Origin of the sequence: Synechococcus sp. RS9909 (genome assembly GCF_014279595.1) — a bacterium.
Lineage (GTDB): Bacteria > Cyanobacteriota > Cyanobacteriia > PCC-6307 > Cyanobiaceae > Synechococcus_C.
This window is the reverse complement of the sequence record NZ_CP047943.1, coordinates 1,963,781-1,981,373: the sequence shown is the minus strand read 5'-3', so window position 1 is coordinate 1,981,373 and position 17,593 is coordinate 1,963,781. Positions and strand designations below refer to the sequence as shown.

Genomic DNA, 17,593 nt, shown 5'->3' with positions numbered 1-17,593 from the left:
CACCAGGCGGCAGGCGCTTCACATCATGCCGGGCATGCCCATGCCGCCCATGCCGCCCATTCCGCCCATGCCACCCATGGGATCACCACCGCCAGGCGCCGCCGGCGCCGGAGGTTCAGGCTTGTCGGCAATCACCACCTCAGTGGTGACGAGCAGGGACGCGATCGACACCGCATCCTGAAGGGCGAGGCGCAATACCTTGGCCGCATCGAGAATGCCGGCCTGGAGCAGATCTTCATAACCGCCGGTCATGGCATTGAAACCTTGGCCGCTGCGGCGCACTTCATCGATCACCACATCGCCGTTGGCGCCAGCATTGATCGCAATCTGGCGCAGGGGGGCTGCCAGGGCCCGCTGCACAATCGCCACACCAGTGCGCTGATCCCCCTGAAGGGTGTTGGCGAGGTCTTCCAGTTCAGCAGCGAGCTGCAGCAGGGTGCAGCCGCCACCAGCGACGATCCCTTCTTCCACGGCAGCGCGCGTGGCATTGAGGGCATCTTCGATCCGCAGTTTGCGATTCTTCAGTTCGGTTTCGGTGGGCGCTCCCACCTTGATCACCGCAACGCCACCAGCCAGCTTGGCGATCCGCTCGTTCAGCTTTTCACGGTCATAGTCGGAGTCGGTGTTCTCCAGCTCGCGACGAATCGAAGCCACCCGAGCTGACACAGCATCCCGATGATCATCATTGGCCACGATCGTGGTGCTGTCTTTGGTGATCGTGATCCGACGGGCGCGGCCCAGGTCGGCCAGCGTCACCTTGTCGAGGGTCATTGCCCTGTCTTCGCTGATCACCGTGCCACCGGTGAGCACGGCGATGTCAGCCAGGGCGGCTTTCCGCCTCTCTCCGAAGGAAGGAGCACGCACCGCTGCCACCTGGAGCACACCGCGGTTCTTGTTCACCACCAGCGTGGCCAAGGCTTCACCATCCACTTCTTCCGCCAGGATCACCAGGGGTGAGCCAGACGACTGGACGCTTTCGAGAACAGGCACGAGGTCGGCCACAGCGCTGACCTTGCGGTCGGTGAGCAGCAGCAGGGCATTCTCAAACTCACAAACCTGGCGATCGCCATCGGTGACGAAGTAGGGGGAGGAATAGCCACGGTCGAATGCCATGCCTTCGGTGACTTCCAGTTCGGTGGCCAGGGATTTCGATTCCTCAACCGTGATCACGCCATCCACGCTGACCCGGTCCATCGCTTCCGCCACCATCCGGCCCACTTCTTCATCGCCGCCGGAGCTCACCGTGGCCACCTGACGGATGGCATCACCGCTGACGCTCTGGCTGCGCTGGTCGAGACCAGCCACCACCTGGGCCACGGCCTTTTCCATGCCGCGACGCAGTTCGATCGGGCTGGCGCCGGCGGCGGTGTTACGCAGACCCTCCTCCACCATGGCCTGGGCGAGAACGGTGGCGGTGGTGGTGCCATCGCCGGCCTTGTCTTTCGTTTTGGCCGCCACCTGCTGAATCAGCTTGGCTCCCAGATTCTCAAAAGGATCCTCCAGGCTGATCTCCTTGGCGATCGTGTCGCCGTCGTTCACGATGTCGGGTGCGCCGAAGCTCTTCTCCAGCACAACGTTGCGACCGCGCGGGCCGATGGTCACGCGCACTGCATCGGCGAGGGCATTCATGCCCCGCTCGAGAGCGGCGCGCGAATCATCCGAAAAACTAAGAAGTTTGGCCATGATGGTCTGAATCCCGTCGATCAATGTCCCACAGGGAGGCGGTCTTCCGGATCAGCGCCTTGGTGGGGAAAGCCGAATCAAGGGCCGCTTCAGCGTGTGTGATCGGAGCACGCTCGTTAACGTTTGTCTATGAGTGATTCCGGCACCCTGTTCTTTGTGCTGATCACGGCTCTTGCCGGAGCCATGACGCTCGTCTACGTGCCACTGCGCATTTTTCTCACGGCCACGGCCCGCAGCCGACGGCTGCGGCTGCTCCAGAGGATCCGGCGATTGCGCGATGAACTGGGCCAACCGCTGGAGTCTTGACAGGAGGGCGGCCCGATCAGCCCATCACCATGCCCCCATCCACCTGCAGCACCTGGCCGGTGATGTAGGCAGCAGCTGGATCGGCCGCGAGAAAGCGCACGGCGCCCGCCACCTGGTCCGGATTGCCGAACCGCCCCAGAGGAATGGCCGCAAGGATGCCCTCGGCGTCGAGATCCTTGGTCATGTCGGTGGCGATGAAACCCGGTGCCACGGCATTGACGGTGATGCCGCGGCTCGCCATCTCCTTGGCGGCACTGCGGGTGAGGCCCACCACACCCGCTTTGGCGGCGGCATAGTTCGCCTGGCCCGCATTGCCCATCAATCCCACCACGGAGGTGATGTTGATGATCCGGCCGCTTTTCTGCTTGAGCATGGTGCGCGTCACGGCGCGGGTGCAGAGGAAGACGCCGGTGAGATTGAGGTTGATCACGGCTTGCCAGTCGTCCGTCTTCATGCGCATCAGCAGGCCGTCGCGGGTGATGCCGGCGTTGTTGATCAGCACATCGATGCGGCCGCTGCGCTCGAGCGCGGTTTTGACCATGGCCTCCACCGCGTGTTCTTCGGCCACGTCGGCCTTGAGGGCATAGGCCTGGCCGCCGGCCTCGAGGATCTCCGCTACCACGGCCTCAGCCGCCTCGGCAGAACGGGCGTAGTTCACCACCACCTCAGCCCCCGCATCGGCCAGCGCTAGAGCCACGCAACGACCGATGCCGCGGCTGGCTCCGGTCACGATCGCCGTCTGGCCGGTCATGGGGGCTGAGGTGGTCATGGCAGCGCGGCAACGGTGATCGATCGCCCGGGATCGTAAGCAGGGATCAGCCGCCCCCCGTGCGCCCCATCGTTTCCACCATGTCGACGGCGGAACCGAGCAGATCCCGCAACAACCGCAGTTGGCCCTTGCTGCCAAGCACCACCAGCAATTGACCGGGTGCCAGCACCACATCGCCGCCCGGATTGGCGATCAGGCGGCCCCGGTCGCGGATGGCCAGCACCATCGCTCCGGTGCGGCGTCCCAGCTGCAGTTCCGACAGGCTGCGCCCAGGCAGGTGATGCAGCAACAAAGGATCATTGCTGAGCTGAAATTCCTCGATCTCGCAATCCGACCCCGCCAGCAGATCCATGAAGTCCACCGCCAGGGGCCGGAGGGCGGTGGCAGCCATCATCCGCCCTCCGGCCACGTAGGGACTCACCACCACATTCGCTCCTGCCAGGCGCAATTTTGCGGCTGATTCTTCACTGTCGGCCCTGGCGATCAGCCGGCAGCGGGGCTTGAGTCCGCGGGCACTCAACACCACATAGAGATTGGCCGCGTTGCTCGGCAGGGCGGCGACAAGGCTTCGGCAGCGTTCGAGACCAGCCTCCAGCAGGGTTTCATCGAGGGTGGCATCCGCCTGAAGCACCCGCAGGCCGCTCTCCTCCGCGGCTTGTCGCCGTTCCGGATCCAGTTCCACCACCAGAACAGGGACGTTGTCCAACTGCAGCTGGGCACTGATCTCACGGCCGATGCGGCCGTAGCCACAGAGAATGACGTGGTTGTGCATGCGCCGCAGGATCCGCCGGAAGCGCAGCTCGCGCAACTGCCGGAAATAGCCGGATTCTGTCAGCCCCAGGAGGCGCTGAATCGAGAGCTGCACCACCACCAGGCCACCGGCAATGATCAGCACCGTCACCAACCTGCCGGCCTGAGAGAGCGGCTCCACTTCGCCGTAGCCGATCGTGGTGATGGTGATCAACACCATCCAGAGGCAATCCCCCCAGTCCCAGCCTTCGGTGATGCGGTAGCCCAGAGCACCGCCGCAGATCACCGCCGCCAGAGCGAGCACCGGCAGCAGCCACGGTCTGGCCAGACGCTTGAGCTGGGGCAGGCGTGGCGCCGGGCTTGGCATCAGAAGCCCAGCGCGCTCAGCACATCCTGGGGATCGAGGGATGGCAGGCCGCCGGCAGGGGCTCGGAGGGCCTTGAGCCCTTCACGGGCGGGTAGCTGCTGTGGGTCGGCGCCAAGGGCCACCAGAGGCACGCCGCTATAAACAGCGAGCAGCTGGCTGATCGGGCAGCTGCTGAGCACCACATCAGCGCTGGCGATCGAAGCCGCACGGCTGAGCAGAGACCCGCCCGGTGGCAGTGCATGGCAACGCAGGTTGGCCAGCCGGGTGCGGATCGTGTCGGGAAGGCTGTGCCAACGCTCCGCCGGCCAGTCATGGCTTCCGCCGCCTGGAGCGAGCAGCAGCATCGGCCCCTCGCCGGCCGGTTGCTGGTCTCGGGCTTCGTTCAGTGCTGTGGCTGGAAGGGAGAGGCGAAAGCTGTTGGCATCGAGCGACAAACCGATGGCCGCGAGGAAGCCTTGCGGCTGTTGAGCGGGCCAGCCCTCTGTGGGCCTGGCGATGGCCGTGCTGGCGAAGCCGCTGCTGGCGATGCGGGTGGGGATGTGACTCATCGACAGCATCAGATTCACCTGACGCCCCTCCGCAAAATTGAGGCACACCTGAAAATCCGGCTCGCGCACGGAGCCCAGCAGGTTGGCCCAGTCGGCGAGCGTTGGCGCTGCCTCGAAAGGGAAGGGAATCAGCTTCTCCATGGCGGGAAGCAGCGTCCACACCTCGCGGCTGGCGGCGGGTGCCGCCACCTGCAGCGTGCCGCCCAGTTGCTCCGCCACCGCCGCCAGGGCCGGTAGGCGTTGGAGTTGCTGCTGAACACTCCCCGGACTGAGGGCAAGAACACGCATGAACCAGCAGCACAGAACGGTGCGAGCTGATTGTATGGAGGCCGTTTCCGCCCGCTGGTCCGAGGAGTCGCTTGTGCATCTGTTGATCGCCGCCGCAGGCAGTGGACGTCGCATGGGTGCCGAGTGCAACAAGCTGCTCCTGCCATTGGCCGGGAGGCCGGTGCTGGCCTGGACCCTGGAGGCGGCGTTGCAGGCCTCGTCCATTTCCTGGATCGGCATCGTTGGCCAACCGGTGGATCAGGTCGCCATCGCCCCGCTGATGCGCGACACGGCCAAGCCGGTGATCTGGATCGAGGGGGGCAGCACCCGCCAGCAGTCTGTGGAGCGAGGTCTGGCAGCCCTGCCGGCGGAGGCCGTGCATGTGCTCATTCACGACGGAGCGCGTTGCCTGGTGGAGCCGGAGCTGTTCAATCGCTGTGCTTCAGCGGTGAAGGCGGGAGAAGCGGTGATTGCCGCCACCCCCGTGACCGACACGATCAAGCGTGTGGATGCGGCGGGGCGGATCACAGCAACGCCGGATCGCTCCAGCCTCTGGGCGGCGCAGACTCCCCAGGGGTTTGCCGTGGAGCAGCTGCGGCAGGGGCACCGCCAAGCGCTCGAGCAGGGCTGGACTGTCACCGACGATGCCTCGCTGTATGAACGGCTGGGCTGGCAGGTGCGCGTGCTGGAGGCCGGCCCCGCCAACATCAAGGTCACGACGCCCTTTGATCTCACCGTGGCGGAGGCGGTGCTGGCGCTCAGAGCAGGCTGAGCAGGCCCCGATCGCCATCGAGTTCCGCCATCCGGCCCAGGGGCAGCGCCGCATTGCCGCCCGCACCGTGGCCCACGGGCAGCTCGCCCAGCAGCGGGATGGCCAGGTCGGCCGTCCGCTCCCGCAACACGTCCTCCAGCTGGAAGCCGGAGCGCTCCCCGTCCCGTTCATCGCAGCCGCTGAAGCGACCGAAGCCAAGGCCGGCCAGGTTCTGCAGCAGGCCAAGCAGCCGCCAGTGGGTGAGCATGCGATCGAGCCGATAGGGCGCTTCGCCAACGTCTTCCAGCACCAGAATCGCCCCGTCGAGTTGGGGAACGTGGCTGCTGCCGAGCAGGTGACTGGCCACTGTGAGATTCGCTACCACCAGGGGGCCGCGGCCCCGGCCACCGCGCCAGCTGCAGCCCTGCAGGGGGGGAATGGGCTGACCAAACAACAGATCGCGCAGGCGCTGCTGGCTCCAGCCCGGTTAGCTGGCCAGTGTGGTGAGCAGGGGGCCATGCACGCCGCCGGGGATGCCGGCGGCCAAGCGGGCCCAGAGCAGGGCGGTCACATCGGAGAAACCCAGCAGCCATCCCGGAGTCCAGTGCAGCGGCTCCTCCAGCAGCCGGGCTGCCCCCCAGCCGCCACGGGCACAGGCCAGCAGCCGGGCGGGGAGCGTGGGCGTGAGATCGGCGCGGCGCTCTTGATCCGTCCCGGCCAGATAGCCCCAGCGGCGCCCGCTTGTCTTGTGCGGTCTCACCTCCAATCCCCAGGACGTCAGCAGATCGAGGCCGGCCTGAAGGGCACTGGGATCGTCAAGGGCGGAACTGGCGGCCACCACGGCGACGCCATCACCCTGCTGCAAGGGTTGGGGGGGCGGCAGCACAGCCCGGTGATCGGGGCGAGGAGCCAAGGTGGTTGCGGCGATGGGTCAGCTGATCCTGCCCAGGATCAGACCCAGGAGCAGTAGGGATCCGAGCCAGACCTGCTGCTGGAAATGGCGTCCGAAGAGGGCCATCGGCTGGGACTGATCGCCGCGCAGCTCGCCCGCAGCGCGCTGCATGCCAACGCTGGCGAGGAGCCAGCAGGGCCAGAACGGCCAGCCCAGCCCACCCTGCCAGGCGGCGATCGCCAGGCAGAGGCTGGTGAGGGCGTAGCTGATGCGCACCACGCGCACGGCGCGATGGCCCAGGCTCAGGGCGCTGCTGTTCAGGCCCAGACGGGCATCGTCAGGCCGGTCTGCCATGGCATAAACGGTGTCGAACCCGAAGGTCCAGAGCAGGGTGGCCATCCAGCAGCCGAGTAAAGGCCAGGAGGCCTGCAGGCTGGCACCGCTGGCGGCCCAGGGAATCAGGACGGCGAATCCCCAGCAGAGGGCGAGAACCGCCTGGGGATAGGCAAGCCAGCGTTTCGCTGATGGATAGAGAAGGATCGGGGGTAAGGCCAGAATCGCCAGCAGCAGACAGGTCAGTCGGCTGGTCGCCGGCAACGCCAGCACCACCGCCAGGCCGAGCAGCAGCAGCAGCACCAGCGCAGCAAACGCCGAGGTGAGCGAGAGCTTCCCCTGGGCCAGGGGGCGGTTTCGGGTGCGGGCCACCTCTCGATCGAAGCGTCGATCCCAGAGGTCGTTGGCGATGCAGCCGGCGCCACTGATGGCCACGCCCCCCAGCACGATCCACAGCACCAGGGAGGGAGAGGGTGGGGCGGTGGGTGCCAGCCACAAACTCCAGCCCGCCGGAATCAGCAGGATCAGGCGACCCGTGGGTTTGTTCCAACGCAGCAGCTGGATCCAGGCGGTGAGGTCGGAACGGGACAAGGCGCTGCTCACGACGCTCTGCGACTGCGAAACCATAGGCATCGCGTGACCAGGGCCGCAGTCGGAAGCGGCTGGGGAAGCGGTGGCAGAGTGGGGCGGATTGACGACTGCTGCTCCATGGCGGGTGCCGACCCCTCCGCGCTGCGCGAGCCAGTGACGGCCGAGATGGAGGCGGCCCCTTCCCCCCAGGGAGTGCTGCGCAATGGCCGCCGGCTTCGCCAGGTGGCGGCGATCGATATCGGCACCAATTCCACCCACCTTCTGGTGGCTGCCGTTGATCCCAGCCTGCACACTTTCAGCATCGAACTGGCGGAGAAATCCACTACCCGGCTGGGTGAGCGTGATCCCGACAGCGGTAAGCTCACCGATGCGGCGATGGCCAGGGCCCTGGAAACGCTGCGGCGCTTCCGCGACCTCGCCGCCAGCCATCAGGTGGAGCAGGTGGTGACAGCCGCCACCAGTGCCGTGCGGGAAGCACCCAACGGCCGGGAGTTTCTTCAGATGGTGAAGGAGGAGCTGGATCTGGAGGTGGATCTGGTCAGTGGCCCGGAGGAGGCGCGGCTGATTTACCTGGGTGTGTTGTCGGGGATGCCATTCGGGGACCGTCCCCACCTGCTCCTGGATATCGGCGGTGGCTCCACGGAGTTGATCCTTGCTGATGGCCGTGATGCCCGGGCGCTCACCAGCACCCGGGTGGGTGCTGTGCGCCTGCAGCGGGATTTCGTGAAGCACGATCCGATGCCGGCCCAGAGGCGGGCCTTCCTGCAGGCGTTCATTCAGGGATCGCTGGAGCCGGCGGTCGACAAGGTGCGGCGGCGGATCAAGCCCGGTGAGACCCCCGTGATGGTGGCCACCAGTGGCACCGCCATGGCCATCGGGGCGCTCGCTGCCAGTGAGGAGGAGCGACCCCCGCTGAAGCTGCATGGGTATCGCATCTCCAGGCAGAGGCTGGATCGCGTCGTCGACAAACTGGTCGACATGTCACCGGAGCAGCGCCGCGCCCTGGCTCCAATCAACGACCGCCGCGCCGAAATCATCGTGCCGGGTGCGCTGATCCTGCAGACCACCATGCAGATGCTCGCCGTCCAGGAGCTGGTGCTCAGCGAGCGGGCGCTCCGGGAGGGGTTGATCGTCGACTGGATGCTCCGGCATGGCTTGCTCGAGGATCGCTTCAGTTTTCAGAGCAGCATCCGCCAGCGCACCGTCATCCATCAGGTGCAGCGGTTCGCCGTCAATCAGCTGCGGGCCGAACGGGTCGCTTCCCATGCTCTCAGCCTCTATGACGCCACCCGTGGCCGCCTGCATCGTGATGAGGGGCCTGGCCGTGATCTGCTCTGGGCGGCCGCCATGCTCCACACCTGCGGCCAACACATCAATCTCAGTGCCTACCACAAGCATTCCTGGTATCTGATTCGCCACGGCGAATTGCTGGGTTACTCAGAGGCGGAGCACTTGATGGTGGCTGCCATTGCCCGTTATCACCGCCGCAGCCTGCCGAAGAAACGGCATGAAGCCTGGCAGGCGCTGCAGTCTCGTGCCAATCGCACCACGGTGTCGGAGATGGCCCTGTTGCTGCGCCTGGCGGCAGCGCTCGACCGTCGCCCGGAGCCTGTGGTGGCCTCGATTCAGGCCGAGGTTACGGGCCAAGAGCTCCAGCTCGGCCTGATTCCCGAGCGCGTGAATCAGAACATCAGCCTGGAGCAATGGAGTCTGGAGAGCTGTGCCCCGGTGCTCCGTGAGATCACAGGGCTGAATCTGACGGTGATGGTTCAGCAGTGACCCGATACCAGCGCACGTCATCGATCTTCCCGAGGGTCCGGGCTGTGGAGGCGTTGTTTCCCTCTCCGGTGCTCACCTTCACCAGATCAGGCCGTCCGGCATAGATTTCAACCCCCCGCTCACCACGCAGGGTGGTGCTGCTTTTCAGCATGCCCTCAAAGAGGATGGCGCCTTTGGCGTTGCGGATCATCAGCCAGCTGGGCTCCTGGGATGTGACCGTCACGGTGGGGACTGCTGCCGGAGGCTGGGGGGGCGTCGGTGGCTCGACCGCTGTGGCTTCGCTTGGTTGGGCGGCGGTGGAGGGTTCCGGGGTGATCCTGTTCAGGCTGAACAGCCCGGCGATCACGGCTGCGATGGCAATCAACCCCGACAGGGTCGCGAGCCCCAGCCATCCGGGTCGGCGTTGTGGCGTCGGGCGCGCCTGGCTCTTGCTGCGCGGCGCGGCAATGGATCTGGAGGGGGTCTCCTTGGTTCGGGAGCGCTCCTGATCAAGATCGGTGAGGCCCCTGACGAGCGCGTCGGGCTCCAGTCCAAGTTTGTCGGCGACGCGTCGCACCATCGCCTTGATGAACACCGCTTCAGGCAGATTGGCGCGGTCGCCGGCCTCCAGAGCTGCCAGCTGCTCTTCGCCCATGCGCAGGTTGCCTGCCAGATCGTGGAGGCTCAGGCTCCGGGCCTCGCGAGCCTGCCGCAGGGCCAAACCAGCAGCAGTGAGACCGGTGACTGTGGCTGTTGAATCAGCGGCTGTCGAATCAGCCTCCTCAGCAGAGGTGAGCATGGAGGAATCATGGCCATGACTCGCTCCCATGAAGACCCAAAGCAAAGGCCTCTAACCTTAAATGCAGTGACCTGTTCTGTCATCGTCAACAATCATGATGGGATCGTGGCGAACCGATCAGTCGATCGTTGATCAAGACATGGGCGATACTGGATTCGAACCAGTGACCCCTTCCGTGTGAAGGAAGTGCGCTACCACTGTGCTAATCGCCCGTACAACGGAATCTTAAACCACCATCGGCAGCCCCCGAGCCGTCAGCGCTGCGGACGGAAGAGGTGGTCGTGTTCCGGTGAATAGAGCTTGGAGCGATGGCCGTGGGCCGTCAGCGCTGGGCTGATCGCGTACAGGGTTGTACGAATCAATCCCCGCTCCTGTGAAGTCTGCGCCATGCGCTCCAGCGGCACCACCTGCAGCCATTGGTCGGGCCAGCTGACCCTGTAGCCGATGGCGACGGGGGTGTCGGCGGGATAGTGCTCCAGAAGGGTCGCCTGCACTTCCTCGACATGGCGAGCACTCAGATAGAGGCAGAGCGAGGCCCTTAACCGCGCCAGCTGCTCGAGCGTCTCGGTCTCCGGCACACCGGTGCGACCCCCGGCCCGGCTGAGCACGATTGTTTGCACCAGGCCAGGGATGGTGAGTTCCGCCTTCAGCGCGGAGGCCGTCGCCTGGTAGGCGCTGAGGCCCGGCACCACCTCCGTATCGATGCCGGCATCGGCCAGCCCGCAGATCTGTTCCGTAAGAGCGCCATACAGACAGGGATCGCCATCGTGAAGACGCACCACGCGCAGGCCCTGCCGGACGCGATCGATCATCAGGGGCACCACATCCTCGAGGGTCAGGGTGCTGCTGCGGATCCGTTCGCAATCCGGCCCTGCCAGGGCGGCGATTTCGGGCGAAACGAGTGAATCGGTCCAGATCAGCACATCGGCGGAGCGGATGCGGTCTTCGGCGCGTCTGGTGAGCAGATCGGGAGCACCTGGACCGGCTCCCACGATGGAAACCAGAGCATCGGTTTGGGTCATGCAGCTTCTCTTCGATGTCCGCAGGGATCAGGCAGGGGACGCTTCCGCCCGTAGAGCCACCACAGCCCCACGCCGGCCAGAGCGATCAGGGCGAGGCTCATCAATTGCGCCATGCGCAGGCCTCCATCGCAAAAGGGGGGAAGGCCCCTGAGGCAGAGGGGGTCGATGCGCAGGCCTTCGATCCAGAAGCGGCCAAGGCTGTAGGTGAGCAGGTAAAGGCAACTGAGAGCACCGGCGGGAAGCACGAGACGACCGCGATGGCCACGCACGAACAGGACCATCAAGAGGCCGAACACCCCCAGATTCCAGACAGATTCATACAGAAAGGTGGGATGGAAGAACTCGGCATCGGCGAAGACGGCCGGCCGGTTGGGGTAGGCAATGAACAATTTCCAGGGTAAATCGGTGGGCACACCGAAGGCTTCGGAGTTGAAGAAGTTGCCCCAGCGACCAATCGCCTGCCCGAGGACCACCGACGGAACAAGCACATCCAGCACATCCCAGAGTGGTTGGCGCCGCCAGCGGCAGAACAGGATCACAGCGACAGTACCGGCGAGCAGGGCGCCGTGGATTGCGATGCCGCCGCGCCAGATGGCGAAGGCTTCCCACCAGGCTCCCTGATAGTTGCGCCATTCAAAGGCGACGTAATACAGGCGGGCGCCTACGACCGCCGCCAGCACCAGAATCGGCAGCAGATCGCTAATCAGCCCCTGCTCCAGATGGCGTTGTTTGGCGAGCCAGCTGGAGAGGTTGAGCCCGATCAGCACCGCCAGGGCGATCAGCAGCCCGTACCACCGCAAGACAAAAGGCCCGAGCTGCACAAGCTCGGGCCCAGGGGAGGTGAACATGGCAACGAGGGACACGGTGATCAAACGCCCTCAGCTGCCTGCACTTTCTCGATCTGTCTTTTCTTCAACACCAGCATGATCTGGGCCAGGGCAACCGCAGCGAAGAAGGCGAGCAGGCCATAGATGCGCACCGGATTCTGGAGAACCACTTCCGTATCGAGCTGGCCAAAACCACCCACATTGGGATCATTGGTGAGTGCAGCACCCGCCTCCACCTCATCGCCAATGGCGACAAGAAGTTGAGGACCGACGGGAATGGTTTCGCTGACTTCGCTTCCATCGGCAGCCGTGATCGTTACGACGCTGGCACCATTGTCACCTGCCTCAATGGCGCTGATCCGGCCAGCTCCAGGCGCGGTGAACACGGTGTTGTTGCTCTTGTCACCGGTGGGATAGACCTGGCCACGGCCACGGTTGCCGCCCACGTGGATGGAATATTTGCCGAAGTGGATGTTGCTATCCGTGGCGGGATCGGGTGAAAGGATCGGGAAGACAATCTCCTGATGCTGATCGCCTGGGATCGGACCGACGAGGATCACGTTGGGCTGATCGTCGCTGTACTGGGTGAAATACACCCCTTCGGTTTCTTCCTTGATGTCATCAGTCCAGCGGTCCTGGGGGGCGAGGCTGAAGCCATCGGGAAGCATCACCACCGCACCCACCTGCAGGGGCACGTCGCTGCCGTCGGCGCCAATCTCCGGAACGCTGGTGTCGTAGGGGATCTTCACCACAGCCTTGAAGACGCTGTCGGGAAGAACCGATTGGGGCACCTCCGCCTGGGTGAGTTTCTTGGCCAGGTGGCAGTTGGCGCAAACGATCTTGCCGGTGGCCTCACGGGGAGAGTCGTAGTTCTGCTGGGCCCAGAAGGGGTAGGCCCAGCTGGCTGTCGGGGCGGTGAACACGGAAACGCCGACGATGAGGGCGGCGAGGAGAGGGGAGAGAAGGCGACGCATCGGTGGCGGAACGGCGGGTGGGAAGGAGGGACAGGCTGGGTGTGGCTCAGACCCACCAGGGCTTCTCGCCCGTGCGGAAATCGGTGTCGGTCCACTGACTCACAAACACGTTGTCGTCCTCAACGCTGACGTTGGCAAGCGCAAGCGACAGGGGGGCCGGCCCACGCACCACTTTGCCGGTGGCGTCGTACTGGCTGCCGTGGCAGGGGCACATGAACTTGTTGGCACCGCTGTTCCAGGGCACCACGCAACCCAGGTGGGTGCAGATGGCGTTGATGCCATAGCTGCCGATGGCGTCGTCGCCATCGACGATCAGATAGGTGGGATCACCCTTGAGGCCCTGCACCAGGCTGCGGTCACCGCTGGGGTGGTTGCTCAGCCAGCCGGTGGCGGTGATGGGATTGCCCAGCTCATCCTTGGCTGCGGTGCCGCCGCCACTACCGGCGGCCCGCGGGGGGATGAAGTAGTTCACAACCGGGTAGAGCGCACCAAGGGCGACGCCGGTTACGGATCCAAAGGTCAGCAGATTCATGAACTGCCGACGACCCATTCCGGGCACATCGCTCGAGGAGGCTTGGGTCATGGCGGAGGGCAACCGTCACTGAATGGGGACCATTATGGACGTTGAAGGGCCCATCACGCTTTGCAACGACTGGGCTTTAACCTCCCGCCATAGCCTGTTTTCGTGCTTGTTGATTCACCCGCCACCGTGCCTGAGCCCCTGACTGTGGAGGAGGTGATCGCCTGTCTTCAGCAGCGCTGGCAGGCGAGTTACGACCTTCAGCTCGTCGTTAGGCAAGGCCGTTTGTATCTGCAGGTGATGTGGGCCTATCTCGAGCAGCAGTCCTTCCCCATGGATGAGACGGCGTATCGGCACCATCTCGCTGAGGTGCTCGAGGTGGTGAACCGCTTGGCTCAGGCCGATGCGGTGCGGCAGTGGTTGGCCTCCACCCGGGATCGGCCCCGGCTCGGCAAGGCTCTCAGTCTGCAGCTGCAGGGGGCGGAGCGTCTGGAGGAGTTTCTGCTTTGAACCCCTGGGTGAGGGCGACTAGGCCCACCCCGATCAGAAACAGGGCGGTGATCGCTCCAGCCAGCAGCAGCATGGTGATCGGATCCGTCGAGGGGGTGAGCACGGCCCCCGCCAGGGCCGCAGCCAGCACCACCCAGCGCCAGGCCGCCAGCATCCGTCGCCAGGTGATCAGTCCGAACAGCCCCAGAAGCAGCTGCAGCACCGGCAGTTGAAAGGCCAGTCCGGTGGCCAGCATCAGCAGAAGCACAAAATCCAGGTAGCGCTCGATCGACCACAGCGGTTCGACCACATCGGCGCCGTAACTCACCAGAAAACGCAGGGCCGCAGGCACGAGGGCCCACCAGGCGAAGGCGATACCGGCGAGAAACAGGCAAGCCGATCCGGCCACGGCAGGCGCGATCAGGCGGCGTTCCCTTCGAGTGAGGCCCGGAAGCACGAAGGCAAGGCCCTCGTAAAGCACATAGGGCAAGGCCAGGGTGAGGCCGGCATAGCCGGCCACCTTGAACGACACAAACAGAAATTCGCCTGGTGCCAGCTGCAGAAAATGAATCGAGCCGGCAGGGCGCTCCAGCAGGGTCACCAGGGGTTTGACGGCCAGGAGGCAGCCGAGGGCAGCCAGCACAACGGCCAGCAGGCTGCGCAACACCCGTTGGCGCAGCTCCTCCAGGTGATCCACCAGGGGCATGTCCCGGTCGGCCGGCGGTGCATCACCCGGCGGCTGGGAGGCCGTGGCTCTGGGGATGCGAATCGGCGGCGGTGGTTCCAGGGGGCTGTGACCAAGCAGTGTTCAGGCTAGGAGTCCTCCGCTGTGCAGTTGTTGGGCGATCCGTTCCGGTTCGGCCCAGCGCACGTCGCCGCCGCGGTGACGCACCGTGCCTGGGGCCGCGCCCGCGATCCGCTGCAGCTGCTCCACCGGCACCATCACCACGGCCACCTTGCGATTCCGGCGCGCACGACTGAAGTGAGCCGCGAGATCGGCAGCCAGCACCAAGTCCTCCTCGGAGGCCAGACCGCTGGAAGCCTTGAGCACCACGTGACTCCCCGGACATTCCTGCGCGTGGAACCACAGATCGCCGGGGCGCGCCTGGCGCAGGCTGATCCAGTCATTCTGGCGATGGTTCCGACCGACCTGGATCATCAGTCCGTTGGGGCTGCGCAGTTGTAGGGGTTGCGGTCCCTCCTGGCGGTGTCGTCGTTCGTCCGCCCGGTTGCGCCGCCGCTGCGGCATCAACAGCTCATCCAGTTCGCCGCGCAGCTCCTGAAGGCGCTCGGGTGTGTCATCCAGGCCATCGCCTGCTGCAGCGGACGGGGCGTCGAGCAGGTTGTCCAGAAAGGCTTCGCTTCCTTCGATCAGCTGCAGACGCTGTTGGTGATAGCGCCGGCGCTCCTCAAGAAGCGGCTCGGCTCGCCGCAGCTTGCGAGCCCGCTGATACAGCTTCTGGGCGCGATCGATCTGCTCGCGGCTGGGGGAGGCGTGGCATAGCAGCCCATCGGCTTCCTGCTGCAGGGCTTGTGCTTGGTCGGTGTCGTGCAGTCGGCGCTCCTGATCCTCCAGCTGGCGTTGTTCCCGTTGCCGCCAGTGCTCCAGGCGGAGACGCAGCTCCCTCGCCTGGCGCTCGATCCGGCGTTGGCTGTTGTGGTGCCGGTAGTGGAGACCAAGGCTGAGGCTGAGGCAGTCGGCTTCCGGCGCTTCGCCGTCAACGTCGGGGGCCCAGACCCGGTAGGGGGTGGGGCCGTCAAAACGGAGTCGGAAGCTCCCTGCCTCAAGCTGCTGCAACCAGAGTTGCCAGCGCGCATGCAGCGCGAGCCAGTCGGGGGTGTGCAGCGCCTCGACCGGCGTGCTGAGCAGTTGCTCGGCTGGGCTCCGTTCCTCGTGGGCCAGCTGCAGGCTCAGGCTGGGGCTGATGCCTTGATAGGTCTGTCTCAGCGCTTTGCCGAGGGGAATCGGCAGAAGGGTCAGGCGTTGCTTCCAGCGATCGAACGACTCCTCCAGGCTGGGGATCTGTCCCTGCAGCCCAGGGGGATCCACGTAGAGATCGCCGGTGCTGATCGGTCGGACGCGCGACTGGTGGTCCCGCACCTGACGTCCGATGGCGATGATCCGCTGGTCCGGATCCAGCAGCATCAGGTTGCTGTGTCGCCCCATCAGTTCCAGCACCAGTCGGCGCTGGATCGGGTCTCCCGGTCGCGTGGCGAGTGCGAAACTCACCACCCGTTCGAAACCCTGTTGCTCGATCTGCACGAGAGCCAGTTGTCGCAGGCTGTGCTGGACCTGCTGCGCCAGCGTGCTGCCCCCCCCCTTCCGGCGCGGTGGAGGGATTAGAACCAGCCGTGGCAGATCGGCTTGCCAGCTCAGTTCCAGCCACAGCATTCCCGTCAGGGTGCGGAATCCCAGCTGCAGGCTGTGGGGATCGGGTTGTTGTGCCTTTTCAAAACGGCTGGGCAGCAGGCAACGCCGCAGATCGCTGACCACCGCCCGCACGGTGGTGACATCCATCCCCTGGGCTGAGGGACGATCCCGGGGGGGCAGGTCCATGGCGGGGATGGCTTGGCAGGCGAGGTGTCTTCCTACCCTGCAGGTCGATCGGACGCAATGCATGGGTTCTTCCCCAGCCACCGCCGGACTCACGGTGCTCACCGGCCCGAGCGGTGTCGGCAAAGGCACGCTGGTGGCCCGACTGCTGGAGCGCCATCCCCGGGTCTGGCTCTCGGTGTCTGCCACGACCCGTGCCCCCCGGGCCGGGGAGAGGGAGGGAGAGCACTATTTCTTTCACGGTCGCGATCAGTTCGATGCCCTGGTGCGGCAAGGGGGCTTGCTCGAGTGGGCTGAATTCGCCGGCAACTGTTACGGCACGCCGCGGCAGCCGGTGCAGGAGCGTCTCGCTGCTGACACGCCGGTGTTGCTGGAGATCGAGCTCGAAGGTGCCCGTCAGGTGCGTCGCACCTTCCCCACGGCGAAGCAGATCTTCCTGGCGCCGCCCAGTTTTGAGGAGTTGGAGCGTCGGATCCGTGGTCGGGGAACGGATGCAGAGGCGGCGATTCAGCGTCGCCTCGAGCGGGCGCGCATCGAGCTGGCGGCCCAGTCGGAATTCGACGCCGTGGTGGTGAATGATGACCTCGATCGCGCCCTTGCCGAGCTGGAGCGTTTGATGGGTCTGGTGGCTTGACAATAAAAAAGAGGGCCTCAAGCCCTCTTGTTGCTTCATTGATGGCGAAGGGATCAACCCATCGGGTGAAAGAGCAGATCGGGGAAAAAGCGATTCCACTCGATCAGAATGCCGGCGGTGAGGGTGAACCAGATCGCGGCAACCACAGGGGCGGTGGTCAGGAATTTCTGCATGGGAAGTGAGAAGAAACGTGGAGGGTGAAAAGGTCTCAGCGGGGCGACACAGTGACTTTGTTGTCGCTTTCAAGAAGCTTGCCGCTCGTGAATTCACCGAATGCTGCCAGGGGCCAGGTGGCTGCTGCAATGCAGCTCTTCAGGGCGAGGGGGAGATCGATCTGAATTTCCTTGGTGTATTGCTCTTTGGTGCCGCGGGTGGCCTTGAGATACTCACGACCAGCCCAGCCGATGCAACCAGCCACATAAAGGAACATCAGACCGGGATAGACGAAATCACCGGCATGGCTCCAGCGACCATCCACGATCAGGTGGGGCAAACCATCGTCGCCACACACAGCTTCGCTGTACATCTCGAAACGAGCTTTGGCCTGAGGTGTGGTGGCAGCAGCTGCACGCTGCTGGAAGCGAGCACTTTCAGCGCAGGGGGTGAGGCCGGCCACGTCCGCCTTGGCAACGGGAGCGAAGCCGACGATGAGCAGGGCCGAAAGCGCAAGGGCGAAGAGACGACGCATCGGATCGATTCCTGATTAGGCCTGCCCCGGACGGCAGGATGTCACAAACGGACAGTAGGGGAGGCTGTGGA

The 17,593-nt window shown here is 65.1% G+C and carries 19 protein-coding genes, 1 tRNA gene and 1 pseudogene; 5 read left to right on the top strand and 16 right to left on the bottom strand.

The window, feature by feature from the left end; translation table 11 throughout:
• Positions 1 to 18 precede the first annotated feature (18 nt).
• Entirely contained in the window at positions 19 to 1,683 is a 1,665-nt protein-coding gene (gene groL / locus SynRS9909_RS10465) for a chaperonin GroEL (RefSeq protein ID WP_038001879.1), read from the bottom strand.
• Positions 1,684 to 1,812: 129 nt separating this feature from the next.
• Here groL and SynRS9909_RS10460 point away from each other — a divergent pair, with 129 nt between their 5' ends.
• Positions 1,813 to 1,989 (top strand): hypothetical protein, encoded by a 177-nt coding sequence (locus SynRS9909_RS10460; RefSeq protein WP_007101773.1) that lies wholly within the window; start codon positions 1,813 to 1,815, stop codon positions 1,987 to 1,989.
• A 16-nt stretch (positions 1,990 to 2,005) separates the two neighbouring features.
• On the opposite strand, the gene fabG is transcribed toward SynRS9909_RS10460, so the two are convergent.
• Genes fabG through SynRS9909_RS10445 form a run of 3 tightly spaced genes read right to left on the bottom strand, consistent with a single transcriptional unit; the run spans position 2,006 to position 4,711 of the window.
• A complete protein-coding gene (gene fabG, locus SynRS9909_RS10455; RefSeq protein ID WP_007101774.1) occupies positions 2,006 to 2,758 on the bottom strand; it encodes a 3-oxoacyl-[acyl-carrier-protein] reductase in 753 nt (250 codons plus the stop codon).
• Positions 2,759 to 2,804: 46 nt separating this feature from the next.
• Positions 2,805 to 3,875: a TrkA family potassium uptake protein gene (locus SynRS9909_RS10450; RefSeq protein ID WP_007101775.1), complete on the bottom strand. Its 1,071-nt coding sequence runs from the start codon at positions 3,873 to 3,875 to the stop codon at positions 2,805 to 2,807.
• A complete protein-coding gene (locus SynRS9909_RS10445; protein WP_007101776.1) occupies positions 3,875 to 4,711 on the bottom strand; it encodes a glycosyltransferase family 9 protein in 837 nt (278 codons plus the stop codon). The genes SynRS9909_RS10450 and SynRS9909_RS10445 overlap by 1 nt, the downstream gene beginning before the upstream one ends.
• 73 nt (positions 4,712 to 4,784) lie before the next feature.
• On the opposite strand from SynRS9909_RS10445, the gene ispD reads away from it, so the two are divergent.
• Positions 4,785 to 5,462 (top strand): 2-C-methyl-D-erythritol 4-phosphate cytidylyltransferase, encoded by a 678-nt coding sequence (gene ispD, locus SynRS9909_RS10440; RefSeq protein ID WP_038001881.1) that lies wholly within the window; start codon positions 4,785 to 4,787, stop codon positions 5,460 to 5,462.
• On the opposite strand, the pseudogene SynRS9909_RS10435 reads toward ispD, so the two are convergent.
• Positions 5,449 to 6,354: pseudogene (locus SynRS9909_RS10435) on the bottom strand (LD-carboxypeptidase). The gene ispD and the pseudogene SynRS9909_RS10435 overlap by 14 nt on opposite strands.
• A gap of 18 nt (positions 6,355 to 6,372) precedes the next feature.
• Positions 6,373 to 7,293 (bottom strand): 4-hydroxybenzoate polyprenyltransferase, encoded by a 921-nt coding sequence (locus SynRS9909_RS10430; protein ID WP_007101779.1) that lies wholly within the window; start codon positions 7,291 to 7,293, stop codon positions 6,373 to 6,375.
• A gap of 81 nt (positions 7,294 to 7,374) precedes the next feature.
• Between SynRS9909_RS10430 and SynRS9909_RS10425 the strand changes: the two genes are divergently transcribed.
• A complete protein-coding gene (locus SynRS9909_RS10425) occupies positions 7,375 to 9,036 on the top strand; it encodes a Ppx/GppA phosphatase family protein (RefSeq protein ID WP_007101780.1) in 1,662 nt (553 codons plus the stop codon).
• On the opposite strand, the gene SynRS9909_RS10420 is transcribed toward SynRS9909_RS10425, so the two are convergent.
• The 6 genes from SynRS9909_RS10420 to petC all read right to left on the bottom strand — a co-directional run bounded on the left by SynRS9909_RS10420 (position 8,999) and on the right by petC (position 13,220).
• Positions 8,999 to 9,814 (bottom strand): helix-turn-helix domain-containing protein, encoded by an 816-nt coding sequence (locus SynRS9909_RS10420; RefSeq protein WP_007101781.1) that lies wholly within the window; start codon positions 9,812 to 9,814, stop codon positions 8,999 to 9,001. The two genes, SynRS9909_RS10425 and SynRS9909_RS10420, sit on opposite strands and share 38 nt — an antisense overlap.
• 140 nt (positions 9,815 to 9,954) lie before the next feature.
• Positions 9,955 to 10,026: transfer RNA gene (locus SynRS9909_RS10415), tRNA-Val, on the bottom strand.
• A 42-nt stretch (positions 10,027 to 10,068) separates the two neighbouring features.
• The gene (gene cobM / locus SynRS9909_RS10410) at positions 10,069 to 10,836 is read right to left on the bottom strand and encodes a precorrin-4 C(11)-methyltransferase (RefSeq protein WP_007101782.1); all 768 of its coding nucleotides are present in this window, start codon (positions 10,834 to 10,836) and stop codon (positions 10,069 to 10,071) included.
• Positions 10,833 to 11,684, bottom strand: coding sequence for a prolipoprotein diacylglyceryl transferase (gene lgt / locus SynRS9909_RS10405; RefSeq protein ID WP_038001883.1), 852 nt, complete (start codon positions 11,682 to 11,684; stop codon positions 10,833 to 10,835). The genes cobM and lgt overlap by 4 nt, the downstream gene beginning before the upstream one ends.
• Before the next feature lie 20 nt (positions 11,685 to 11,704).
• On the bottom strand, positions 11,705 to 12,637 hold the full coding sequence (petA, locus tag SynRS9909_RS10400) for a cytochrome f (protein WP_007101784.1): 933 nt from the start codon (positions 12,635 to 12,637) through the stop codon (positions 11,705 to 11,707).
• Between the two features lie 46 nt (positions 12,638 to 12,683).
• Positions 12,684 to 13,220, bottom strand: coding sequence for a cytochrome b6-f complex iron-sulfur subunit (gene petC, locus SynRS9909_RS10395; protein WP_007101785.1), 537 nt, complete (start codon positions 13,218 to 13,220; stop codon positions 12,684 to 12,686).
• A 102-nt stretch (positions 13,221 to 13,322) separates the two neighbouring features.
• Here petC and SynRS9909_RS10390 point away from each other — a divergent pair, with 102 nt between their 5' ends.
• Positions 13,323 to 13,667 (top strand): DUF3067 family protein, encoded by a 345-nt coding sequence (locus tag SynRS9909_RS10390; protein WP_007101786.1) that lies wholly within the window; start codon positions 13,323 to 13,325, stop codon positions 13,665 to 13,667.
• Here the strand turns inward: SynRS9909_RS10390 and tatC are convergent.
• Both tatC and SynRS9909_RS10380 read right to left on the bottom strand, forming a co-directional pair.
• On the bottom strand, positions 13,618 to 14,352 hold the full coding sequence (tatC, locus tag SynRS9909_RS10385) for a twin-arginine translocase subunit TatC (RefSeq protein ID WP_007101787.1): 735 nt from the start codon (positions 14,350 to 14,352) through the stop codon (positions 13,618 to 13,620). The two genes, SynRS9909_RS10390 and tatC, sit on opposite strands and share 50 nt — an antisense overlap.
• Positions 14,353 to 14,454: 102 nt before the next feature.
• Complete coding sequence (locus tag SynRS9909_RS10380) at positions 14,455 to 16,203, bottom strand: NFACT family protein (protein ID WP_007101788.1); 1,749 nt, start codon at positions 16,201 to 16,203, stop codon at positions 14,455 to 14,457.
• A gap of 61 nt (positions 16,204 to 16,264) precedes the next feature.
• Here SynRS9909_RS10380 and gmk point away from each other — a divergent pair, with 61 nt between their 5' ends.
• Positions 16,265 to 16,834: a guanylate kinase gene (gmk, locus tag SynRS9909_RS10375; RefSeq protein WP_007101789.1), complete on the top strand. Its 570-nt coding sequence runs from the start codon at positions 16,265 to 16,267 to the stop codon at positions 16,832 to 16,834.
• A gap of 53 nt (positions 16,835 to 16,887) precedes the next feature.
• On the opposite strand, the gene psaJ is transcribed toward gmk, so the two are convergent.
• Both psaJ and SynRS9909_RS10365 read right to left on the bottom strand, forming a co-directional pair.
• A complete protein-coding gene (gene psaJ / locus SynRS9909_RS10370; RefSeq protein WP_007101790.1) occupies positions 16,888 to 17,007 on the bottom strand; it encodes a photosystem I reaction center subunit IX in 120 nt (39 codons plus the stop codon).
• 35 nt (positions 17,008 to 17,042) lie between these two features.
• Positions 17,043 to 17,522 carry a photosystem I reaction center subunit III (PsaF) gene (locus tag SynRS9909_RS10365; protein WP_007101791.1) on the bottom strand — a complete coding sequence of 160 codons (480 nt, stop codon included), beginning with the start codon at positions 17,520 to 17,522 and terminating at the stop codon, positions 17,043 to 17,045.
• Positions 17,523 to 17,593 lie beyond the last annotated feature (71 nt).